Source organism: Candidatus Accumulibacter contiguus, from assembly GCF_012940005.1.
Lineage (GTDB): Bacteria > Pseudomonadota > Gammaproteobacteria > Burkholderiales > Rhodocyclaceae > Accumulibacter > Accumulibacter contiguus.
In genome coordinates this window covers 26,002-46,170 of sequence record NZ_SPMX01000017.1, presented here as the reverse complement: position 1 = coordinate 46,170, position 20,169 = coordinate 26,002, and the positions used below count along the sequence as shown (strand labels likewise).

Genomic DNA, 20,169 nt, shown 5'->3' with positions numbered 1-20,169 from the left:
GGAGATGAGCGATCTTGCTCAGGCGGAGCAAGAGACGGAAGACAGCGCGCTGGAAGAAGGCAAGGTCTTCGACTACATCACCGGCAATCCTGTCAAGGACAGCGAAAGAGAGCGTGTGCGGCAGCGCATTGCGCGCGCCATCATCCATGAATATGGCATTGCTGCCGAGGACATGGAGCCGGACTACGGCGTGAAAGTCGCGGGGCGAAACAAGAGAATCGACATCGCCATCTTCCGTCCCGGCACCCCGCACGAGGACCAGAATCTCTATCGTGCTGTTGCCGTGGACAAGGAGCCCAAGGTGGGCACCAAGGGTGCCTATCGCATGCGTGACCCGGACGAGGCGCGCAAGGAATTCCAACTGCTTGAAGCGGTCATGGCCGAGGTCGAGACTTGCGAGTACGGACTGTGGACCAACGGGCTGGAGTTCTTCTTTTTCCGCAAGGAAGTCACTCGCTTCGATACCCGCTTCAAACCCATCGCCGACTGGCCGATGGGCGACGAGACCATTGGTACCCGTGAAGGCGCGTCGCTCGCCAGGATGCGGCGGGCCGATCCGGTCATGCTGCGCACGGCTTTCCGTCGTTGCCACAACTACATCCATGGCAACGAGGGCATGCCCAAGGACGCCGCCTTCTGGCAGTTCCTCTACCTCATCTTCTGCAAGATGTACGACGAGCGTCGTCTCGGCGAGCAGCGTGTCTTCTGGGCCGGCCCCTACGAACCGTTCAGTCCCGAAGGGCAGAAGGAAATCCGCCTCCGTATCGTGCCCCTTTTTGAAGCGGTGAAGCGTGCCTACCCGGACCTCTTCAAAGGTAACGAAGAAATCACCCTGTCTGACCGGGCACTGGCGTTCATCGTTTCCGAACTCTCACGCTACGACTTTGCGCGCACCGATGTCGATGCCAAAGGTGCGGCCTACCAGGAGATCGTCGGTACCAATCTGCGCGGCGATCGTGGTCAGTACTTCACGCCGCGCGGCGCGATTCGGCTGGTCATCCAGATGCTTGCCCCGAAGGAAAGCGAACGGTTACTGGACCCGGCTTGCGGCACGGGTGGTTTTCTGGTCGAGACACTCAACTATCTCAACAAGGTTTTTCACGACGAAAAAAAACGTCAGGCCCGGCGACGAGGATACCCAGGAATTCATTTCGCTGCGCGACCGTCTGGCCGATTTCGCCGCCAACAAGCTCTTCGGTTCGGACTTCGATCCCTTCCTCGTTCGTGCCGCGCAGATGAACGTGATGATGGCCGGCAATTCGCTTGGCCACCTGTACCACATGAACTCGCTCGAATTTCCCGTCGGTCACCTGCCGGGCGTCAAAGCGGCGAATGACACGCTTCGCCTCGGAAGCGTGGACGTCATCGCCACCAATCCACCCTTCGGTTCGGACATCCCGGTGACCGAGCGAACCATTCTCGAGCAGTATGAACTCGCCCGCCGCTGGGTACGCCAGGGCGATGGCTTCGTCATGACCCAGGCGATCAAGCCCGCCGTTTCACCCGAGGTGCTGTTCATCGAGCGTTGCGTGCAGTGGCTGCGGCCGGGCGGCCGCATGGGCATCGTTTTGCCGGACGGCATTCTCGGCAACCCCGGTGACGAGTACATCCGCTACTGGATTCTGCGTCATTGCTGGGTGCTCGCCAGCATCGACCTGCCGGTCGAGTCCTTCATCGTCGAAGCCAACGTCAATATCCTCACCAGCCTGCTGTTCCTCAAGAAGAAGCCCACGCAGGAGATTCAGGCCAGCGATCTGGGCAAGAAGCAGGATTACCCCGTATTCATGGCCGTTGCCGAGAAAGTCGGTTTCGACCGCCGAGGCAATGTGCTCTACAAGCGCCGACCAGACGGCGAAGAGATCCTCGTCGACAAGACCTATGAAGAGAAGGTGCGCATCGGCGGCAGGCTGGAAGTGCGCACCCTGCACCGCAAGGAGCGCATCCTCGACGATGACCTGCCGGACATTGCCGCCGCCTACGCGGAATTCCGCGCCAGGCATCCGGAGCCCGGGCAGTGATCACGCGGCTGGAAGCGATCCGCTACCGCTGCTTCGAGCGGCTGGCGATTGATCTGAGTAATTTTCAGGTCATCGTTGGTGCCAACGGAGCGGGCAAGACCACGCTGCTCGATCTGCCGGTGTTGTTCGGTGATTTGTTGCGCGCGACGACGGTCGGCTCCGCCTTCAGTGACAAGCGGCCGGACTTTCTGCCTCGCACGGGGGATCTGCGCGAGATTCTTTTTGCCCGGCGCGGTACCCGCTTCTCTCTGGCTCTCGAGGCTGCTCTTCCGGAAGGCGTCGCCAACGATGTTCGCAATGGCGCCATAGCCCGCCTGAAAAACCAGAGAGCGCGCGAAGCGTTCAGTTCAAATGAACAACGCTGGCCCACTCACCTGCGCTACGAAATCAGCTTCGAGCTGGCTGATGGTGGGCCGCTGCACGTTCGCAACGAGTATCTATTCCTGTTTCCGAAGGCTTTCGCCCCTGAGCGCGCGGCTGTCGAACTGCATGGTGCACAGGCCGAACATAACAGGAACTGGTTGACGGTACTGAAGCGCGACAGCATATCGGGCACCGAAATCAGTCCGGAATCGCCAAAACGACGGCAAGGAGGTTCGGGCAAGATTGATCTCCCATCCACGGTATTGGCCTTGCCGCGTGTTCTGTATGAGTCGAGCAGCGAATACCCGGCAGCGCGCTGGCTCTACGAGCTGCTGACCGGAGGCGCGGTTTTTCTCGACCCCAATTGGGCTGAAATGCGGCAGGCTAGCCCGCCTGGTCAGCCGCGAACCGTCATTCCCAGCGGCCGCAATATCCCGTGGCTGGCGTTCGACCTCAAGCGCCAGGGCGCCGGCGGATCTGCGGCAGCCGACTATCGCAGCGAGAGCTACGCGGACTGGATTGATCACGTGCGAACCGCCTTGCCGCAGGTTGTCGACATCGACGTACGTGAGCGCGAAGACGATCACCACGCTTATTTCGTGCTGACCTACCGTGGCGGCTACAGCGTGTCGTCCTCCGGACTGTCCGACGGAACCCTGCGTATCCTGGCGTTAACGCTGCTGCCCTACCTCGCCAGGCAACCTGTCATCCTGGTGACGGAGGAACCCGAGAACGGCCTCCACCCCTATGCGATCGATGCGGTGTTGCAGTCGCTCTCGTCGATGTACGACAGTCAGGTGTGGATATCTTCACACTCTCCGGTGGTGCTGGCCAGCACCAAGATCGACCAGTTGCTGTGCGCGCGGCTGGCCAGCGCGGGTGGAGTGGAGATGGTCGCCGGCAGCGATCACCCGCGTCTCAGGGAATGGCGTGGCGGTATCGACCTCGGCAGCCTGTTCGCGGCCGGGGTGCTCGGATGAGCGACCACAAACGGCCCTGCGTCATTCTGGTCGCCGACAGCAACATGGCTGCAGCCTTCCGCGGCTACCTCACCCGAGACCAGTGGCACCGCAGTCTGGGCTGTGCCCCTTTCGACTTCAATCCCGATGTGGGTGGCGATCTGCTGGTGGACGAAGGGGGGAACGATCCCGGCGTCTACCTGCGCGCCCATGAACTGCTGCGACCCTACCTGAATACCCACGAACGTGTGCTGGTTGCGCTCGATTGCGAATGGGATGGGTCACCCGGCAAGCAGGCCATCGTCGATGACGTCAGCGGCCGACTGGTCAGCAGCGGTTGGCAAGCCAGTGCTATCAAGGTGATTGCCATCGAGCCGGAACTCGAGAACTGGCTCTGGCAGGACAATCCGCTGGTTGCCGACGCCCTGCGCTACCGTGGCGAGTCCGGTCTGCGCACCGTGCTTGCGCAGCAAGGATTCTGGCTCGCAGACGAGGCCAAGCCCCGGCGGCCAAAGGAGGCCGCGGAATGGGTGCTGCGGCAAACGCGCCGACCGCGCTCTTCAGCGATCTATGAAGAGATCGCCCGGCGGATCTCGATCAAAGGCTGTACCGATGTCGCTTTCATGGAGCTGAATGCTGCGTTGCAGGAATGGTTTCCGGCTGAGGTGCCTACATGAAATTCGCAAGCTTCAGGAATGCACGTGTGGTGCGGTCGGATTGGCTCGAAGAAGGTGGCAGGCGGCTGGATTGCAATCCCTATATGTCGGGGGGCGCTTGAAGCGCGGGATGCTCTAAGACTTCTTAGCGAAAGGAAGGACAAGCTTGCGGATGTCACCACTGGCATTTTCGACTCCGGAAGGGAGAGTCGGAGCTGGGTCGATGATCGTAGATACGGTGTTCCGTTCATGGGCAGCTCAGCGATCGGCTTGGCTGACCTATCAACTCTGCCACTGATTTCCAAGAAGCAAGTGGAGCGGAATCCACGGCTGCTGTTGAAAGAGTCCTGGTCTCTTATTACGCGCTCTGGGACTATTGGCCGAATGGCTTACGTTCGGCCAGATATGGCCGGCATGGCATGTTCTGAGGACGTCTTAAGAGTAGTGCCGGATGAATCCAAGATTTTGCCGGGTTACCTCTATGCCTTTCTCTCCAGCAAGTATGGCGTGCCGTTGGTTGTGGCTGGCACTTATGGCGCGATCATTCAGCACATTGAGCCGGAGCACATCGCCAACCTTCCTGTACCGCGTTTTGGCCATGATTTCGAGAGGAAAGTCGACTTGCTGGTGGCTCAAGCAGCGAACAAACGAGATAAAGCGAATTACATTCTCCGTGAGGCCATTTCCGAGCTGATCAGCACGCTTAGGCTTGCAAATCTACGTGCGGTGCCATCATCCACGCCCTTTTCCGTCTCGATTGCGCCTGCGGTAGACGTGCAATACCGACTGGATGCATTTTTTCACAGCAGTTACCATCGGCAAGCAATAGCAGCACTGGAATCCAGCGGGGCAGATCTCTCTCCTCTGCGGAGTGTGGTAACTGGCATCGAAGAGCCGAACCGTTTCAAACGTATCGTGCTGGACGGTGACACGGCAGGGATTCCGCTGTTTGGTACTTCAGCAATCTTCTGGAATGATCCAGAACCTTCCTATCGATTGCCCTCAAGGCTTGCGGCGCATTGCATAGTTTCCCGAAAAACGCTGCTTGTTCCTCGTTCGGGGCAGCTTTCTGGAGTCATCGGCCGTACCGTGCTCCCTTATGGTCGAATTATTGGCGGCGCGGTTTCTGAGGATGCCATTCGGATTCATTGTCACTCCGAAGAAGACGCAGGGTTCCTTTTCGTCTTCTTGTCTTGTGAATGCGGCATTCGACAGCTCAAGGCGAGAGCATTTGGTACGTCCATACCTCACCTTGACGTTCGCCAGATTGGTGATTGCACGGTTCTGGCCCGCAGCCATCCACTCTGGAAACGGTTAGGCCATCGCGGCTTGAACGTCTCGGCGCTACGAAGTCAGGCAATTGATTTGGAGAATCTGGCAAGGAAGATTGTTGAAGCTAAAATCAAATCAGAGGAAGACTGATGGCCAAAGTGATCCCCATCGGCCAGCCAATGAACGATGCCGAGCGCATCGCCATTGCCCACCTGCGGGATCACTTGCCGGACAGTTTCGTCCTGTGGCACAACTTCGAACTCGAACGCCAGGGCGAGCGCTTCGAGATCGACATCGGCCTGCTGGCCCCGCATGCCCTGTACCTGATCGACGTCAAGGGTACGCGTGGCAGCATCGATGTCTACGGTCCCCGGTGGTATCCGGAAGGCCGCGCGCCTTATCCTTCGCCGCTCGCCAAGTTGCGCAGCCATTCGCGCGCCTTCAAGGGGCTGATCACCCAGAGTCACCCCGGGCGAGCGGAACTGGAGAACATCTACGTCGATGCCGCGATTCTGCTCACGGCGCCTGATGCGCATGTGAACGACCGGGCTGGGATGGACGCGCCCGCGGTGGTCAAACTCAAGGATGCCGAGCGCTACTTCAAGGATGCGACGAGCATCCCGGCGCGCTTCTCCAGAAACATCCTGGCGCAGCAGTCGTTGATCCTGCATGCGCTGCGAGTGCTCAAGCCGGCCTCGGCTGTGCTGCGCTTCGGTCACTGGCAGGTGACGGAAAAGCTCGGCGCCGCCGATGCCTATACCGAATACCGCGCCGAGAATGCCTTTGCCGGTGGCACGGCGCGCTTGCGCGTGTATCAAGCCGATCCGTATCAGCCCGAAGAGGCGCGCAAGGCGCAGGTCAACCGTATCACCAACGCCTATCGAGCGCTCTCACGGCTACCGCTGCACCCCAACATCGTTGCCGCGCGCGATTTCTTCGCGACCGACGACGACCGCGCATTCATCCTGATCCTCGACGATGCGTCAGGGCAGGCACTGACCGTACATCTGGCGCGACCGCAACTGGCGCTGACGCTCGACCAGAAGTGGCGGGTGGCGAAAGACCTGCTGGCGGCGCTGGCCCATGCCCACCAGCACGGCGTCGTGCATCGCAATCTCACGCCGGGGGCGATTCTGATTGGCCAGGATGGCACCACCCGCATCACCGATTTCGACTTCGCGAAGCTGGGCGTGGATCGCAGCCTGACGATCGCGGATTCGATCATTGATCTGGTGGAAAAGGCCTATGTGGCGCCCGAGGCGTATCGGGCGCCGGAAGTGGCGAACCGTGCTTCCGATGTGTTTTCCGCCGGGGTGATTCTCTACGAGTTGTTCACTGGCGAGCGTCCGTTTGATGGTGATCCAACGCGTGTCTTCGACACCGACGGCGTTTTCCCGGTGCCGCCTTCGCAGTTGCGGCCGGAATTGAATGGAGCCTTCGATGCCTGGTTGCAGGCGCTCTGCCAGTTCGACGAGGCGCAACGGCCGATGGCCTTGGCGGCCCTGGCGGCGCTGAATGCCCTCCTCTCTCCCGCCTTGGCCCCCGTAGCCGAACCGGCGTCAGTATCGACGATGGTTCCGCCGGAGCCCGAAAGCGATGTGGATTTCCGCAACCTACCGCCGGGTTATGCGCTGACCCGGACCTATGTTGTCGAAAGGAAGCTTGGTCAGGGCAGCTTCGGCGTGGTCTACAAGGTAATCGACACGCTGGGCGACGTGCCGCGAACGGTCAAGCTGATTCTCCACGATCGCCATTCCACGTACGAGCGCCTGAAAAAGGAATACCGCAATCTGGTGCAGATTCCCGAGCATCCGCATGTGGGGCGGGTGCTCTACGGTGAGGTGCTGCCCGGCAGCGATGTTCCCTTTCTCGTCTTCGAGTACGTCGAAGGCGCCGACGTGGCCGACATGATCCAGCAGCATCTGCTGGCGCCGGACGATGCGCTCGAACTCGGCAAACAGGTGATCGATGGGCTGGCCCACCTGCACGCTCATGGCTTTCACCACTGCGACATCAAGCCGCGCAATCTGTTGTGGACGCAGAAGGGGGCGAAGATCATCGACTTCAACGTCTCGGTGCGCGCCGACAACCGTGACGCACGCGGCGGCGGCTCGCGCCGCTACTTGCCCCCGGATTTTGACCCGGAGGTCATCCCGCATAACGGCGAGCGCGCCGATCGCGATCTCTACGCGCTCGGCCTGACGCTCTACGAGGCGCTGACCGCTCGTTATCCCTGGGAAACGAGCGAGCCGCCAGCGAACCGACCGGCACCCGATCCGCGCGAGTTTTCCGGCTTTTCCGACCTGGCGCCGGATCTGGTGACCGTACTGCTCAAGTCGATTGCGCCGCGTCGTGCCGAGCGCTTTGGCTCGGCGATCGAGTTCGGCGACGCGCTGCGCCAGGTGCGTCACGCTCGGCGCCGGGTTCCGGGCATGGCGCCGGTGAATGTGGCCACGACCTCGGGTGGACCGGGAGAGACCTCGAACAGCAACCCCTTCGTCTCACACCTGATCACGCTCTATAGCCAGAGCCGACGCAGCAATGCGGGTACGCGCGGCATGGATGCCCTGGGACACGCGGCCTATGTCGATACCGCCCTCGACCGGGCACTGTTGCCGGCGGTGCTGGCCGGCGAGTTCCGTCTGGTGCTGATCACCGGCAATGCAGGCGATGGCAAGACGGCGTTTCTGCAACGACTGGAGAAGGATGTTGAAGCACGCGGCGGTGCGGTGGATCGTGGTCTGCCCAACGGCAGCCGCATCGAGCTTGCCGGTCGCCGCTACCTGATCAACTATGACGGCAGTCAGGATGAGGCGAGAAGGACAACAACCAGGTGCTGGTCGATTTTCTCGCGCCCTTTGCCGGTCGGGATCCCACCCACTGGCGGACCGACGAAACGCGACTGATCGCCATCAACGAGGGGCGGCTAGTGGATTTTCTGGCTGCCCACGAACCTGATTTCAGCGCACTGAGTGCGCTGGTTCGGCGGGGTTTTGCGACCGGACAGGCGGAATCCGGCGTGGTGGTGGTCAATCTCAACTTACGCAGTGTGGTGGCCGATACGGCCTGCGGTTCAATTCTCGAGCGGACGCTGCAGCGGATGACGGAAACTCAGCACTGGTCGGCCTGCGAGCAGTGCGATCTGCAGGCGACGTGCTACGCGCTGCACAACGCGCGCAGCTTCCAGGATGAGACGGCTGGCCCGCGGCTGATCGAACGGCTCAAAATGCTTTACACCATGACGCACCTGCGCGGGCGCTTGCACATCACCATGCGCGACCTGCGTTCAGCGCTGTCGTTCATGCTGATCGGCAACCGGGACTGCGCCGAGATGCATGCGCTGTATGCCAGCGGTCAGCATGGCGACATCGCCCGCAGTTATTACTTCAACAGTTGGCTGGGTGGCGGCCAGCCGAATGGGGATCGACTGGTGTCGCTGCTGGCCGAGGTCGATGTCGGCCGGCAGGAGGATCCGCGCTTCGATCGCAGCCTCGATTTTGTGCGACCCGATGACCGCGCGCTGTTCCGTTTCGAGCAACGGGGCAATTTCGACCAGGAGGTATTGAAGCGCTTGTTCGAAGAATTGCCGCGTGGCGTGTCCGGGGCGTCGGTACGCCAGCGGGCCCAGCCCCATCGCGAGTACGTAGCGATGGCGCGGCGCCGATATTTTTTCGAGCGACGAGACCTCGGCTGGGAAAGAATGCTGCCTTATCGCTCCGCGAAGCGGATGGCGGACATCGTCCGCGGCACCGAGCCCGCTGCGCCCTTGATTGCCGAACTGTTGCATGCCATCAATCGGGGCGAGGGCCTGCAGCGTCCCGCTCGACTGGGCGGTCATCTCGCCCTGCAGTTGCGACAGGTCGAGCATGGCACGGTACGTACCTACCGACTTTTCCCGGCCGAGCGCTTCGACCTGGAAGTGCAAGCGCAGGGGATGGGGACCTCCGAAGAGCGATTTGTCGAACATCTGCCGACCGGGCTGGCGCTGCGTTTTGTCGGTCAGGGGACCGATGCCATTGCCAGCGAGTTGATCATCAAACCTGTTGGCCGAAGACATCCAGCGTCTGCTGTTCTACCGGCCGTTCATGCCGCGCGCGGTCATGGTGGATTACCTGAAGCTGCTGCTGTCTTTTCACCTCGCTCTCTATCACCTGCGTCTGCTTAAATTGCTGCCTGCCTGGCAACGCTTGCAGAACGCGAATCCGCTGTGTTCGGAGTCGGCCTGTCCGATGAAGCCTCGGCAGTTGCGAGAACCCCAGGGCGACTGTCCTCACCGGCCCGGTTTGTTCGTGGACCTGACAGGCAGCGCCGAATCGGCGACGGTGGCGATTGCCGAGCGCTCTGCCGATGCTTGCTACCGAAGGATTCCGTCCTTTGTCCGGGCGTACTTTGCCGCGAAAAATCTGGATGAGTTCGCCGACTATCTCGTGGCACGCAACAAACTGATTCGGGGTCTGAACAGGCACTTCTCGGTGGGTGAACTGTTTGCTCTGCAGGCCGAGCCTTACCGGGAAGAGCGTGAGAAATTCTTCAGTGGCCGTCTCGCGAATCTCCTGGATTCGCTGAGGGATGATGCCGGCGGTTGGGATGAGGAAACGACCGCCTTGTCGAAAATGGGGCTTTCGGATTTCGAAACGTACATCGAAATTCTCTTGGCCCAGCGCGGGGCATTTCACCGCCGTTACATCATTGAATCTCTCGATTCAACGATGTTGAAGAACCGCTCCGGTGCCCTTCTCGCTCAGTCACGGGCCAAGAATGCGCCGCGGCGATTTGTGCTCGACAGCCGTTTGCTGGAAGTGCTGCTGCAGATCGCCGTGTTGCGTGTTGGCGAGACCGGCTACCACACTGCCGAGATGCGGATTGACGATCTGCTGACCTTTCTGAGAGAGCGCTACGGGCTGTACATTGATCAGTTGCCCCTTGATGAAGGATTCCCGGCGCCATCGATTGATGATCGAAAGGCGTTGCGGACCAACTTGCAAGCCTTCACTGCCCGCTTGCGAGAGATCGGCTTTTACCGTGACCTGTCCGATGCCTACGTGACTCAGACGGTTGTGCCACGCTACACGATTGCAGAAAAGCGAGCGAAGGCATGACTCAGGGACTGCGCGAACTGACTAGCCAGGAGCTGAACGTCGCCCTGGAATCTGTCCTGCTGCCGCGTTTCGCGGCAGTGCTCGGCAAACGGGAGGCGGGGCATTGCATGCGGGTGACGGACCTCGACCGTGACTTGATGGTGCGTCTGTGTGGGGGCCTGCGCAGCCTGGTTCCGGGCGCGACAGTCGTGGTTCTCGCCGACGAAGCCCTGCGGCAGTCGGCCCCGAACATCGCGGTATCAAGCACCAAGCTGGTGGAACTTCGGAACCCCTTGCCCAACGATGAGTTGCGCGCCCCGCTGCTGGTCTTTGTACCGAACGACCTGCGCGCTTCCGCCGAGGACTCTTTCGGCGTAGCCACGTTCGAGGAGATCTCGATCGATGACGCCTATGGCGACCTGGTCTCGTGCTTGCTCGCGTCGGTGCCGGCGCCAATCAAGGGTGCGGTCGAGGTGTTGCTGGAGGATCTGCAGAGCGAGGGCAGAGCCTGGCGCTTTGCTGATGAGGCGTCGGTCGCACGTTTTCTGCTGACCGCACAACTCAATGACTTCGATGCCCAGGCCATTGGTGCGGCCTTGTTCGAATTGGGCCTGGTGCCCGATTTTGAACTGCTGTCAGTTCCGGATCGTGCGCCGGCGCGTGTGGCGCGCAATCGGGAGTGTGTTGAGCGTGTGACCTGGTCAGCACGCTCCGAACGGGCGCGGGCACTGGAGCTCGGTTTGATGGATCCTGCCTATTGCCGGCAGATGGGGGACTTCTTCTCGCGTGTGGGTCTGGCTGATCCGCGAGAATGGACGCACCAGATCGTCAAGGATCGAGCCAACTGGCCTTTGGCATTCAACCGCTGGGTTTTCGCGGATGGCGGAATCAGTCCGGATGCGATCTACATCGGCGATGTGGAGCTTCCCGATCTGCCCTTGGTCAAGGCGGATGAGACCGATCCGCGCCTGACTGATCTGATTGGCCATCGTGTCTTGCCCATCTCCAGGACGGGTCAGAAGAAGTTCAGCGTGTCTTTTCGCGTTGAGCCACAGCCTTCGAAAGTCGAAGGCCTGAGCCGATTCGTCGCCGAGGTGGTGTCTCGGGATAATGGTCCGACCGGCCTGCGTCGCCGAAAAGCGGCATGGACCAGGGCGACGGACGCCGCCACGGTCGCGTTTTCCTCGATCGGCAAGATCGACTGGGAAGAAGGGTGGCACTTCGTTCGTGTCTACGCCGAGACGAAGGATGGAGATCGCGTCGCGCTCTTGAATGAAGCCGGAGAGTCGCTTTCCCGGGTGGTAGACGGAGAAGAGGCCAACCGGCCCAATGAAAGCGATTTGTTCTACGTTGTAACCGACGACGACGTGGAAGTCGAGCCACCACAGCGGGCCGTTCCTCGCGAGCACAGCTTGTCGCATGCGCTGTTTCAGGCGCGCTTCAGAGCAGTGGTGCAGGAGCGTGATCCGGAAGCCATCACGGTATCGGCTTGCGCCTGGGTCGAACGGCAGGCAAGAAGCAGGACGGTCGGTTCGGATACGCTGGAGATCAGGCTCGGCAAGGAAGGTAAGGCGAACGTGCTGATATCCAGCCTGCTTGCCGATATCGAACGTCGATTCCTTGCCGATCCGGTGGCAGTCAATCGTTTGCGCCTGGAAATTACACCTGCCAGAGGAGCCAGCCTGGCAACGCTGTCCTACAGCTGGCCACAAACCGTGGAATGTGGTCGTTTCGTCGAGGCTCGGCAGCATTTGTTCCAGGCCATCCTGCGCGGGGATGAACAATTGATCCTGCAAGGAAGCGATCTAATTGGACTGCGAGAGCCGGCGGAGAATTATGCCAGCGCCTATGTTGATTGGCTTGAGGCGGCAATGGTAAGAGCTGCGTCAGCCGATGCGGTGACATCGAGAGATGCTTTCGAGGAGTTGCGCGGTGCGCTGACAGTCGATTCCGTGGTGCTGGTCATTGATGACTATCGCGGTCGAAGGCGCGAGGCGGTATTGCTCGGGCCAACCCATCCGCTACGCATCACCTGGCACACGACCTGGGCACATCTGGCGCAGCAATGGCTGCAACAAGCCCGGCAGGCTGATCGTGAGTTTGTGGTGTCAACACGCGACGCCGTCTTGAAGCAGCTTGCGCCGGTAGGCTTCCCGCCAGTGCTGTTGCAAAGCGATGAGCTGGGCCGCACCGTATTGGCTGTGGATAACATCACACCGTTCTGGACACTCTATGCGTCTGCCGACGAGAATGACCCACGGGGATTGATCGGCGAGGTGTGTACTGCGCTCAGCCTGGCGGAACCATCGGTCGGCGGTTCGATGATCGATGCCGATTATCTGGTGGCTCGCGTACAGCGCTATATGATCCAGCACCCTTATGTCAGAACGCTGACCATCAATGCCTTCAATGCAGGGCGCGCTGCCGTGCTCGCCGACGTGCTGGTGGGCATGCAGAGAAATTCTCAGTTTTCCGATCTTCGTTACGACGTCCGCCTGTTGGTTCCCGATCCCGACGCGCCTGGGACTGGTGACGCGCTGAACGAGCTTCTTGCTCCCGACTCGGCAGTTACCGGGCGCGAGGTGGATGCTTTTGCCACCCCTACCGAAAGCCATCTGCAGCCGAAGCTGCGGCTGGCCATCCGTTCGATCGAGGAGTTTCGCAAGGCGCCAGATGAGCATGCGGCACATCTGAGTTTCTTGTTCGATCTCTTCCCGGCGGAGGAAATTCGGGCGATTGATGCCGGCGCGTCAGAGGAGTGCGCCTTTGTCCACGGATTGGTACAGCCTTATGCCGTGAAATACCGCGAGGACGAGCAGTCGATTACCTGGCTGAGGCAGCCGCTGCATGGGGGGTGCGCAGGCACTGGAAGATGCCGAGGAACTCACCGATCTCGTGGCCACCATGTCGCGCCTGCTGTCGGTAGCGTTGGCCAGCGTATCGCGTTCTCAGGCCTTGCCCAACGCTCGTCCGGTGATCGCGCTGTCTCTCTCGGCCGAGCAACGGGCCATGCTGCATCAGGTGCACGAGGTAAGCGATTGGGTTCTGACGATGGATCGGAACCTCGGCATCGAGTTCTTCGACCATCGGCGCCATCCCACTCGTCCGGATTATCTGATCGATCATTCGCCTGATATGGCCAATGCGATGGGGCATCGTCTGGTGATCACGTCGCGCTCGGTGGCAGAACTGGAAGCCCTGCTGGTACCGCTATTGGCCGACTATGGGTTGCCGAGCAGCGGCAAACATGCCTTGGTGATGCTTGATCAGCTACGCTCGCTTTCCGGGCGCCTCGCACTGAAGCTGCTTTCGTCGCCGACGCAACGCGCAGAGGCGATGGGCCTGGCGCTGTCGCGCTTGTTCCTTGAACATCAGGGCGTTTTCCTGAACCAGATTGTTGTCCCGCTGGATGCGCATCTGGAGTTGTACAGTGCTCTGCGCCAGAACGCGATGGAACTTGGCGATGAGGTCAGCTTCCGTCGCACCGACCTGGCGCTGTTCGACCTTGATCCAAATGGCCGAATGATCACCTGCCGATTGGTGGAAGTGAAATGCTACTCGCAGCTTGGCGACGTGGCAGCCTATGAGCAACTCAAAACGTCTATTGCCGAGCAGATTTCGCAGACCGAGCAGGTCTTGTCGTACCACTTTGATCCGCATCGCAAAGCGATTGATCGGCCCGATCGCCCGATCAAGAACTACGATCTGGCGTCGTTGCTCGGGTTTTACCTGGAACGTTCTGAGCGCTACGGCCTTGTGATGCCGGACGCCGCCGAGGAGGCGCGGTATTTCTTGCGTCACCTCGATGATCTGCCCTATCGCTTGCAGTTCACTCGCAGCGCAATCGTCTTCGATTTCAGGAAGGTCGGTACCGAGACACCAGAGGTGGATCACGGAATCGAGTACTACCGGATTGGTCGGGACCTGATCGAACAGCTGGTGGATGCGGCGGTGGTGGAAACCGAGTCTTTGGTCACTTTTGCGCCGGCTACGGGGCCGGATGTGACGAAGGAGATCACACAGGAGTTGGTACGTCGACGCAGCCTGGCCCCTGGCGTACCGACCTTCGGCAAGGCGGCGTTCGTAAGTCTCGGGCGTGATCGCACAGTGTCATGGGACGGGGGCGATCGGCAGTTCTACCCTAAAGGGGTGGACCGCAGCCTGGTAGTTGATACGAGGTCAACATCCGTGGAATCGGCAAAGGCAGTGCACGATGTGCCTCAGTTACCGTTGGGCAAGGTATCGCGTGACCGCGCCGAGGTGCAGGCGCCGGTGGCTGTCGCGTCGCCAGATTCGAGTGCAGAGCCCGTGATTTCGGCTAGCCAGTCGGCATTCGATCACGCTGTATCGAAGAGCCTGCCGCCTGCCAGCACCGCCGAATACGACATCATGCTGGGGACTACAATTGCCACCCCTCAGTATGGCCTTCTCGGGGAAGTTTCCGGTCGCAAGGTGGCGTTGGATCTGAACCAGACGCATACGATCAGCCTGTTCGGGGTGCAGGGCGGTGGCAAGAGTTACACGCTCGGTCTGGTGGCCGAGATGGCCTCGTTGATGATTCCGGGGATCAATATTTTGCCAGAGCCCTTGGCAACCGTGATCTTCCATTACAGCCCGACGATGGACTACAAGCCAGAGTTTACGTCGATGGTCGGAGCGAATTCCGTCAAGGAACAGGTACAGCAGTTGCGAGACACTTACGGTGCCGAACCTCGGGCACTTGAAGACGTCGTTCTCCTTGTGCCGGCTGACAAATTGGACGAGCGACAGGCAGAGTATCCGGACATCGAGGTGTTGCCACTGCAATTTTCAGCAGCGGAGCTGAAGGCTTCCCACTGGAAGTTCCTGATGGGTGCGGTAGGCAATCAGGCGACCTACATACGGCAGTTGATGCGCATCATGAAGTCGATGCGTGACCACATCACGCTCGATGGATTGCGCAGCGGGATTGATACCTTGTCGGTTCCAGACCACCTGAAGGACCTGGCACGTATGCGACTGGATTTGGCCAGCGAGTACATTGATGATGCCGCGTCACTGACCGATGTGGTGCTTCCGGGTCGCCTGGTGATCGTGGACCTGCGCGATGAGTTCATCGAAAAGGATGAGGCGCTTGGCCTCTTCGTCGTGTTGCTCCAGTTGTTTGCCGACGCACGGGTGGATGGGCGTAGCTTCAACAAGCTGGTGGTTTTTGACGAGGCGCACAAGTACATCGAGAGCCCGGATCTGGTTGCCGGATTGATCGCGGTCGTCCGTGAAATGCGGCACAAAGGGGTGAGCATCATGGTTGCCAGCCAGGATCCGCCTTCGGTGCCCGTCAGCCTGATCGAACTCTCCAGCCAGATCATCATGCACAAGTTCAACTCGCCGGCATGGTTGAAGCATATTCAGAAGGCCAATGCGGCGCTGGCCAACCTCACACCGGAGCGGATGGCGGCGCTGAAGGCGGGTGAGGCCTATGTCTGGTCCAGCAAGGCAACAGACGAGTCGTTTTCCAAAGGTGCCATGAAGGTGCGTTGTCGACCACGGGTAACCCAGCATGGTGGGGCGACGAGGGTTGCTGTTCTGGAAAAGAGTCAGTAATGGAGCAGCAATTCTCATTGTGACTCAAACAATGGAGCGAGTTCGCCGGAAAGTGCCTTTCTGCCAGCCATGAGTGGGGTCCAGTCCCTGAATCTGGCTCATTCGCAGATGCTCGGTGGGAGAACAGAAGGCCACCTTGACCAACATGAGAATTGCTGAGCAACGATGCGGAACAGGCGCATCGACGGCCGCTGGGGTACAATATCGCCCTTTTGCAACCTGATGATTTTACCGAGGTTTCTTCGTGCTCGTCGCCAATAACATCACCATGCAGTTCGGGGCCAAGCCCCTTTTTGAAAACGTCTCGGTCAAGTTTGGCGAGGGCTATCGCTACGGACTGATCGGTGCCAATGGCGCCGGCAAGTCGACCTTCATGAAGATCCTGGCCGGTGAACTCGAACCCAGCGCCGGCAACATCTCCAAGGATCCGCACGAACGCATGGCCTATCTGCGCCAGGATCAGTTCGCCTTTGAACAACAGCGCGTGATCGATGTGGTGATGATGGGTCACGAGCAGATGTGGGCCTGCATGCTTGAAAAGGACACCATCTACGCCAATCCGGAGGCGAGCGAGGAAGACTATATGCACGCCGCCGACCTGGAAGCCAGATTCGCCGAATACGGCGGCTACACTGCCGAAGCACGCGCCGGCGAACTGCTGCTCGGTGTGGGCATCCCGGCCGAACAGCACTTTGGCCCGATGAGCGATGTCGCTCCCGGCTGGAAGCTGCGCGTTCTTTTGATCCAGGCGCTGTTTGCCGACCCGGACATCCTGTTGCTCGACGAACCAACCAACAACCTCGACATTGCCACCATCCGCTGGCTGGAAAACGCGATCAACGAGCGCAACAGCACGATGGTCATCATTTCCCATGATCGACACTTCCTCAACCAGGTCTGTACACATATGGCCGACCTGGATTACGGCAAGATCTCCGTCTATCCGGGTAACTACGACGACTTCATGGAAGCCTCGACACAGGCCCGCGAGCGCCAGCAGAGCGCCAACGCCAAGGCCAAGGAACGTATCGCCGAGCTGCAGAATTTCGTTCGCCGCTTCTCGGCCAACGCTTCCAAGGCCAAACAGGCAACCTCTCGCCTGAAGCTGATCGACAAGCTGAAACCGGAAGATATCAAGCCTTCGTCGCGCCAGTATCCGTGGATCCGTTTCGAGTTTGACGAAAAGGAGAAGCTGCACCGGCAGGCCGTCGAAATCCAGAACCTGAGCTTCGGCTACCACGACAGCGAGCGAAAGATCTTCAACAAGCTCGACCTGACGCTCAACGGCGGCGATCGTCTGGCAATCATCGGAGAAAATGGTGTCGGCAAGACCACCCTGCTGAAGTTGCTGATGGGCGAGTTGCAACCCCAGCGCGGCAGTATCAAGTGGGCGGAGAAAGCTCGCCCCGGTTACTATGCCCAGGACCACGCCAGCGAATTCAACAGCGACCTCAGCCTCACCGCCTGGATCGCCGGCTATGCACGCAGCAGCGTCGGCGATGGGGATGACCTGTCTACGCTGGTCCGCGGCACGCTCGGACGCCTCTTGTTCTCGGGCAATGAAGTGCAGAAAGCGGTCAAGGTGATCTCTGGCGGTGAACAAGGCCGGATGATTTTCGGCAAATTGATGCTCATGCGACCGAACATTCTGGTCCTTGATGAACCCACCAACCACCTCGACATGGAATCGATCGAGTCGCTCAATAGTGCGCTCGAGAAGTTCAAGGGAACATTGATCTTCGTCTCGCACGACCGCGAATTCGTTTCATCGCTCGCCACCCGCATTCTCGAAGTGCGCATCGACGGCAAGGTGATCAACTACCTCGGCAACTACGAAGAGTACCTCGCCAGCCAGGGGATCGCCTGAGGCAGAACTCGAGCGCGCAATTCCGGCGGATCAGTTGGCAGTTCCGTCGGCTGATCGGCCTGCTTCCCTGGTAGCCTTCCTGGCTCGCGCTCGGCATCCTGCTGCGCCCGTTTCTCCTGTTTGGCTTGTCTCTTGGCCTGCCTGGCTGCCTCTCTGCGGCGCCCTTCTTCAGCCTTGGCCGCTTTTGCAGCCAGCTTCTGCTCGCGTGCAGCGGTCTTCGCAGCCTCCTCGGCGTGGAAACGCTCGGCGCTCTCCTGCTGCCCGGCTTCGCGCCGAGGCTGATCGGCAAGCCGCTGCGCTTCCTTGGCCTCGATTTCCTGTCTCTTTGCCTCGCGTTGGAAATCGCGAGCCGGTTGATCGAGCTTTCTAGCCTCGATGATCGTCGCCGTATAGCGCTTCTTGGCGGCCGCGAGACAATCGTTGACCAGAAACCTGGTATGGCAATTTTTTTTGCTCGGCCTCGTGGCGACGCTCTGCTTCCGCACGCATCGACGCGGCTCTCTCCCGCTGCGCGCTGGCCTCTTCGAGCGTTTGCGGCAGCGGCAGCGAAACCTCAGCCCAGGCCGCGCAACTGATCCATAGTAAGGCCAGCAGCAATCTGCCGACACGCATTGAACTCTCCTTCAATGTGAACCGTTAGGCCCGGCAGACTTCCCGGTTGGTCCGAGTCCCTGGCTTTCGCTGGTCGGGTATTCTCCCGGCAAACTGCCAATGTGCAAGGTTTGCGTCGGAAAGGCGAATTGCACCCCCTTGCTCCCGGCCAAACTAACGATATCCAGCAGAATCCGCTGCCGCGCGAGGAGTTCTGCCGCCCTGTTGGGCACCTTGAGAAAAAAGTTCACCAGGATATCCAGGCTGTGAGGCCCGAACTCATAGAAGAACACCTGGGGGTTGTCCTTGCGGGTGTCTGGATCAGTTTTCAGGATCATTCTCACCCCTTCGACAAACTCCTTGATCATCTGAACGGATGTGTCGCTGGTGAGGTTCAGAACAGTCTTGACCTGCCGATACTCGCGCAACTCCATGTTGTCGACAGTGCTGTTCACCAGTTGACTGCTCGGAATGATGACCAGGGAGTTCTGGGTCGTGCGAATTCGGGTGCTGCGAAAACCGACGTTCTCGACGGTTCCCTCGATGCCCTGGACCTTGATCAAATGGCCAATGGCGAAGGGCCTCTCGAACATGATGATCAGCGAACCGAGGAGGTTGGCAAGAGTCTGCTGCGCTGCCAGGGCGACTGCAAGGCCGCCGACGCCGAGACCGGCCAGCACCGAATAGGCGGGCAAACCGATCCGGTCAGCGCCAGTCACGAGGATGAAAACCGCCGCGACGACGGTCATCAGCCGCGTCACTAGGCGGATAAGCTGGCTGTCGATGCTGCTGACCAGCAATTTTTCCCCGGCGATCAGACTCGCAGCGACGGCGCCGCCAGCGGCCCAGACCGTCCAGGTGAGCGTGAGATAGAACAGGGTCCAGATCGACAGCGTCATCACCTGGTAGACGTTGCCCGAAATCCGTAGCGTGTCGGCAAGAATCGATGCGGTCAAAGGCGCCACGATGATCAGGCTGAGCGGCCGCAACAAGCTCGCCCACTTCTCGGCCGATGGCGATCGACTGGCCCAATATCGACTCAGGCGAAAGCACAGGAGAACAACGGCGATGCCGGCACCCAAGACGAACGCGATCGCGCACCAGCGCCACACCGGCTGGTCGAGGAACGTCGTCCGAACGCGATACTCGGGCGTATCGATCAACCATCGGGGCGGTACCAGTCCCCGCAATAGAACAGCCACCCCAACCGGACTATAGGTGGAGAAATCGTCCCAGCCGACGGTGGCATCGGGTTTATACGGCAGGTTCTTGACCCTGCCGTAGAACTCCGGCAGGCGGCTGAGTGTTTCGGGCGTAAACAGATATTCCCCGGCGCGCGGTCCCTTTTCAACCCGTTGAATCCGAATCTCGGAATTTGGCAGGGTCCAGCGCTTGAATTCGGCCTTGGCCATCGCCTCGGCATCCGGAATCGACTCGAAGGGCGGGACATCAATGCGGTCGAGAACTTCCTTCAATTGTATCGACAGCCGACGTGCGGACTCCTGAAGCATGGCCGGCGGCACTTCGTTCAAGTCCAGTGCCCGCTGGGCCGCTTCCTGGTAGTGTATTGACTGGCCAATGGTGCGCAGTTGCGTCGGTGTCAAGTAAAGCTCTGGGGAAGCGAGATACACCTGTACGACACCGACACCCGTTGCATAGCTCTTGTTCATGAATTCGAGGAAGCCCTGGATCGTGGCTCTCGGGCTGGAGGTATCGATCGGTTTCAGGGGGCTGTCCTGTCCCGCACCGACAGGCACGGCGCAAAACAGGAGCATGACCAAC

Annotated in this window: 11 protein-coding genes and 1 pseudogene; 10 read left to right on the top strand and 2 right to left on the bottom strand. The window is 60.1% G+C overall.

Annotated elements, in window-relative coordinates; translation table 11 throughout:
* The first annotated feature begins 4 nt into the window (after window positions 1-4).
* The 10 genes and pseudogenes from mads2 (at window position 5) to E4Q08_RS07640 (ending at window position 17,796) form a co-directional block, all read left to right on the top strand.
* Window positions 5-2,018: pseudogene (mads2, locus tag E4Q08_RS07680) on the top strand (methylation-associated defense system DNA methyltransferase MAD2).
* Window positions 2,015-3,361: a methylation-associated defense system AAA family ATPase MAD3 gene (gene mads3 / locus E4Q08_RS25680; RefSeq protein ID WP_169069936.1), complete on the top strand. Its 1,347-nt coding sequence runs from the start codon at window positions 2,015-2,017 to the stop codon at window positions 3,359-3,361. Before mads2 ends, mads3 begins: the two are co-directional and overlap by 4 nt.
* Window positions 3,358-4,017: a methylation-associated defense system protein MAD4 gene (gene mads4, locus E4Q08_RS07670; RefSeq protein ID WP_034910899.1), complete on the top strand. Its 660-nt coding sequence runs from the start codon at window positions 3,358-3,360 to the stop codon at window positions 4,015-4,017. The genes mads3 and mads4 overlap by 4 nt, the downstream gene beginning before the upstream one ends.
* Window positions 4,018-4,035: 18 nt before the next feature.
* The gene (gene mads5, locus E4Q08_RS07665) at window positions 4,036-5,418 is read left to right on the top strand and encodes a methylation-associated defense system restriction endonuclease subunit S MAD5 (protein WP_443984449.1); all 1,383 of its coding nucleotides are present in this window, start codon (window positions 4,036-4,038) and stop codon (window positions 5,416-5,418) included.
* Complete coding sequence (mads6, locus tag E4Q08_RS07660; protein WP_169069935.1) at window positions 5,418-8,174, top strand: methylation-associated defense system protein kinase MAD6; 2,757 nt, start codon at window positions 5,418-5,420, stop codon at window positions 8,172-8,174. Before mads5 ends, mads6 begins: the two co-directional genes overlap by 1 nt.
* Window positions 8,102-9,433: a hypothetical protein gene (locus tag E4Q08_RS07655; RefSeq protein ID WP_169069934.1), complete on the top strand. Its 1,332-nt coding sequence runs from the start codon at window positions 8,102-8,104 to the stop codon at window positions 9,431-9,433. Before mads6 ends, E4Q08_RS07655 begins: the two co-directional genes overlap by 73 nt.
* Window positions 9,354-10,367, top strand: a complete 1,014-nt coding sequence (locus E4Q08_RS26475; protein ID WP_502869296.1) for a methylation-associated defense system protein MAD7 family protein — start codon at window positions 9,354-9,356, stop codon at window positions 10,365-10,367. Before E4Q08_RS07655 ends, E4Q08_RS26475 begins: the two co-directional genes overlap by 80 nt.
* On the top strand, window positions 10,364-13,480 hold the full coding sequence (gene mads8, locus E4Q08_RS07650) for a methylation-associated defense system ATP-binding protein MAD8 (RefSeq protein ID WP_169069933.1): 3,117 nt from the start codon (window positions 10,364-10,366) through the stop codon (window positions 13,478-13,480). Before E4Q08_RS26475 ends, mads8 begins: the two co-directional genes overlap by 4 nt.
* 202 nt (window positions 13,481-13,682) lie before the next feature.
* Window positions 13,683-15,929, top strand: a complete 2,247-nt coding sequence (locus E4Q08_RS07645) for an ATP-binding protein (protein ID WP_169069932.1) — start codon at window positions 13,683-13,685, stop codon at window positions 15,927-15,929.
* 244 nt (window positions 15,930-16,173) lie between these two features.
* Window positions 16,174-17,796 (top strand): ABC-F family ATPase, encoded by a 1,623-nt coding sequence (locus E4Q08_RS07640; protein ID WP_169069931.1) that lies wholly within the window; start codon window positions 16,174-16,176, stop codon window positions 17,794-17,796.
* On the opposite strand, the gene E4Q08_RS07635 is transcribed toward E4Q08_RS07640, so the two are convergent.
* Together E4Q08_RS07635 and E4Q08_RS07630 are read right to left on the bottom strand one after the other, a co-directional pair.
* Entirely contained in the window at window positions 17,760-18,281 is a 522-nt protein-coding gene (locus E4Q08_RS07635) for a hypothetical protein (RefSeq protein WP_169069930.1), read from the bottom strand. The two genes, E4Q08_RS07640 and E4Q08_RS07635, sit on opposite strands and share 37 nt — an antisense overlap.
* 138 nt (window positions 18,282-18,419) lie before the next feature.
* Complete coding sequence (locus E4Q08_RS07630) at window positions 18,420-20,162, bottom strand: mechanosensitive ion channel family protein (RefSeq protein WP_169069929.1); 1,743 nt, start codon at window positions 20,160-20,162, stop codon at window positions 18,420-18,422.
* Window positions 20,163-20,169 lie beyond the last annotated feature (7 nt).

Excerpts from the sequence above, each read along its gene's own strand:
- mads4 (WP_034910899.1), top strand. The coding sequence starts at position 3,358 with ATGAGCGACCACAAACGGCCCTGCGTCATTCTGGTCGCCGACAGCAAC.
- mads5 (WP_443984449.1), top strand. The coding sequence starts at position 4,036 with ATGCACGTGTGGTGCGGTCGGATTGGCTCGAAGAAGGTGGCAGGCGGC.
- mads6 (WP_169069935.1), top strand. The coding sequence starts at position 5,418 with ATGGCCAAAGTGATCCCCATCGGCCAGCCAATGAACGATGCCGAGCGC.
- E4Q08_RS26475 (WP_502869296.1), top strand. The coding sequence starts at position 9,354 with ATGCCGCGCGCGGTCATGGTGGATTACCTGAAGCTGCTGCTGTCTTTT.
- mads8 (WP_169069933.1), top strand. The coding sequence starts at position 10,364 with ATGACTCAGGGACTGCGCGAACTGACTAGCCAGGAGCTGAACGTCGCC.
- E4Q08_RS07645 (WP_169069932.1), top strand. The coding sequence starts at position 13,683 with ATGGGCCTGGCGCTGTCGCGCTTGTTCCTTGAACATCAGGGCGTTTTC.
- E4Q08_RS07630 (WP_169069929.1), bottom strand. The coding sequence starts at position 20,162 with ATGCTCCTGTTTTGCGCCGTGCCTGTCGGTGCGGGACAGGACAGCCCC.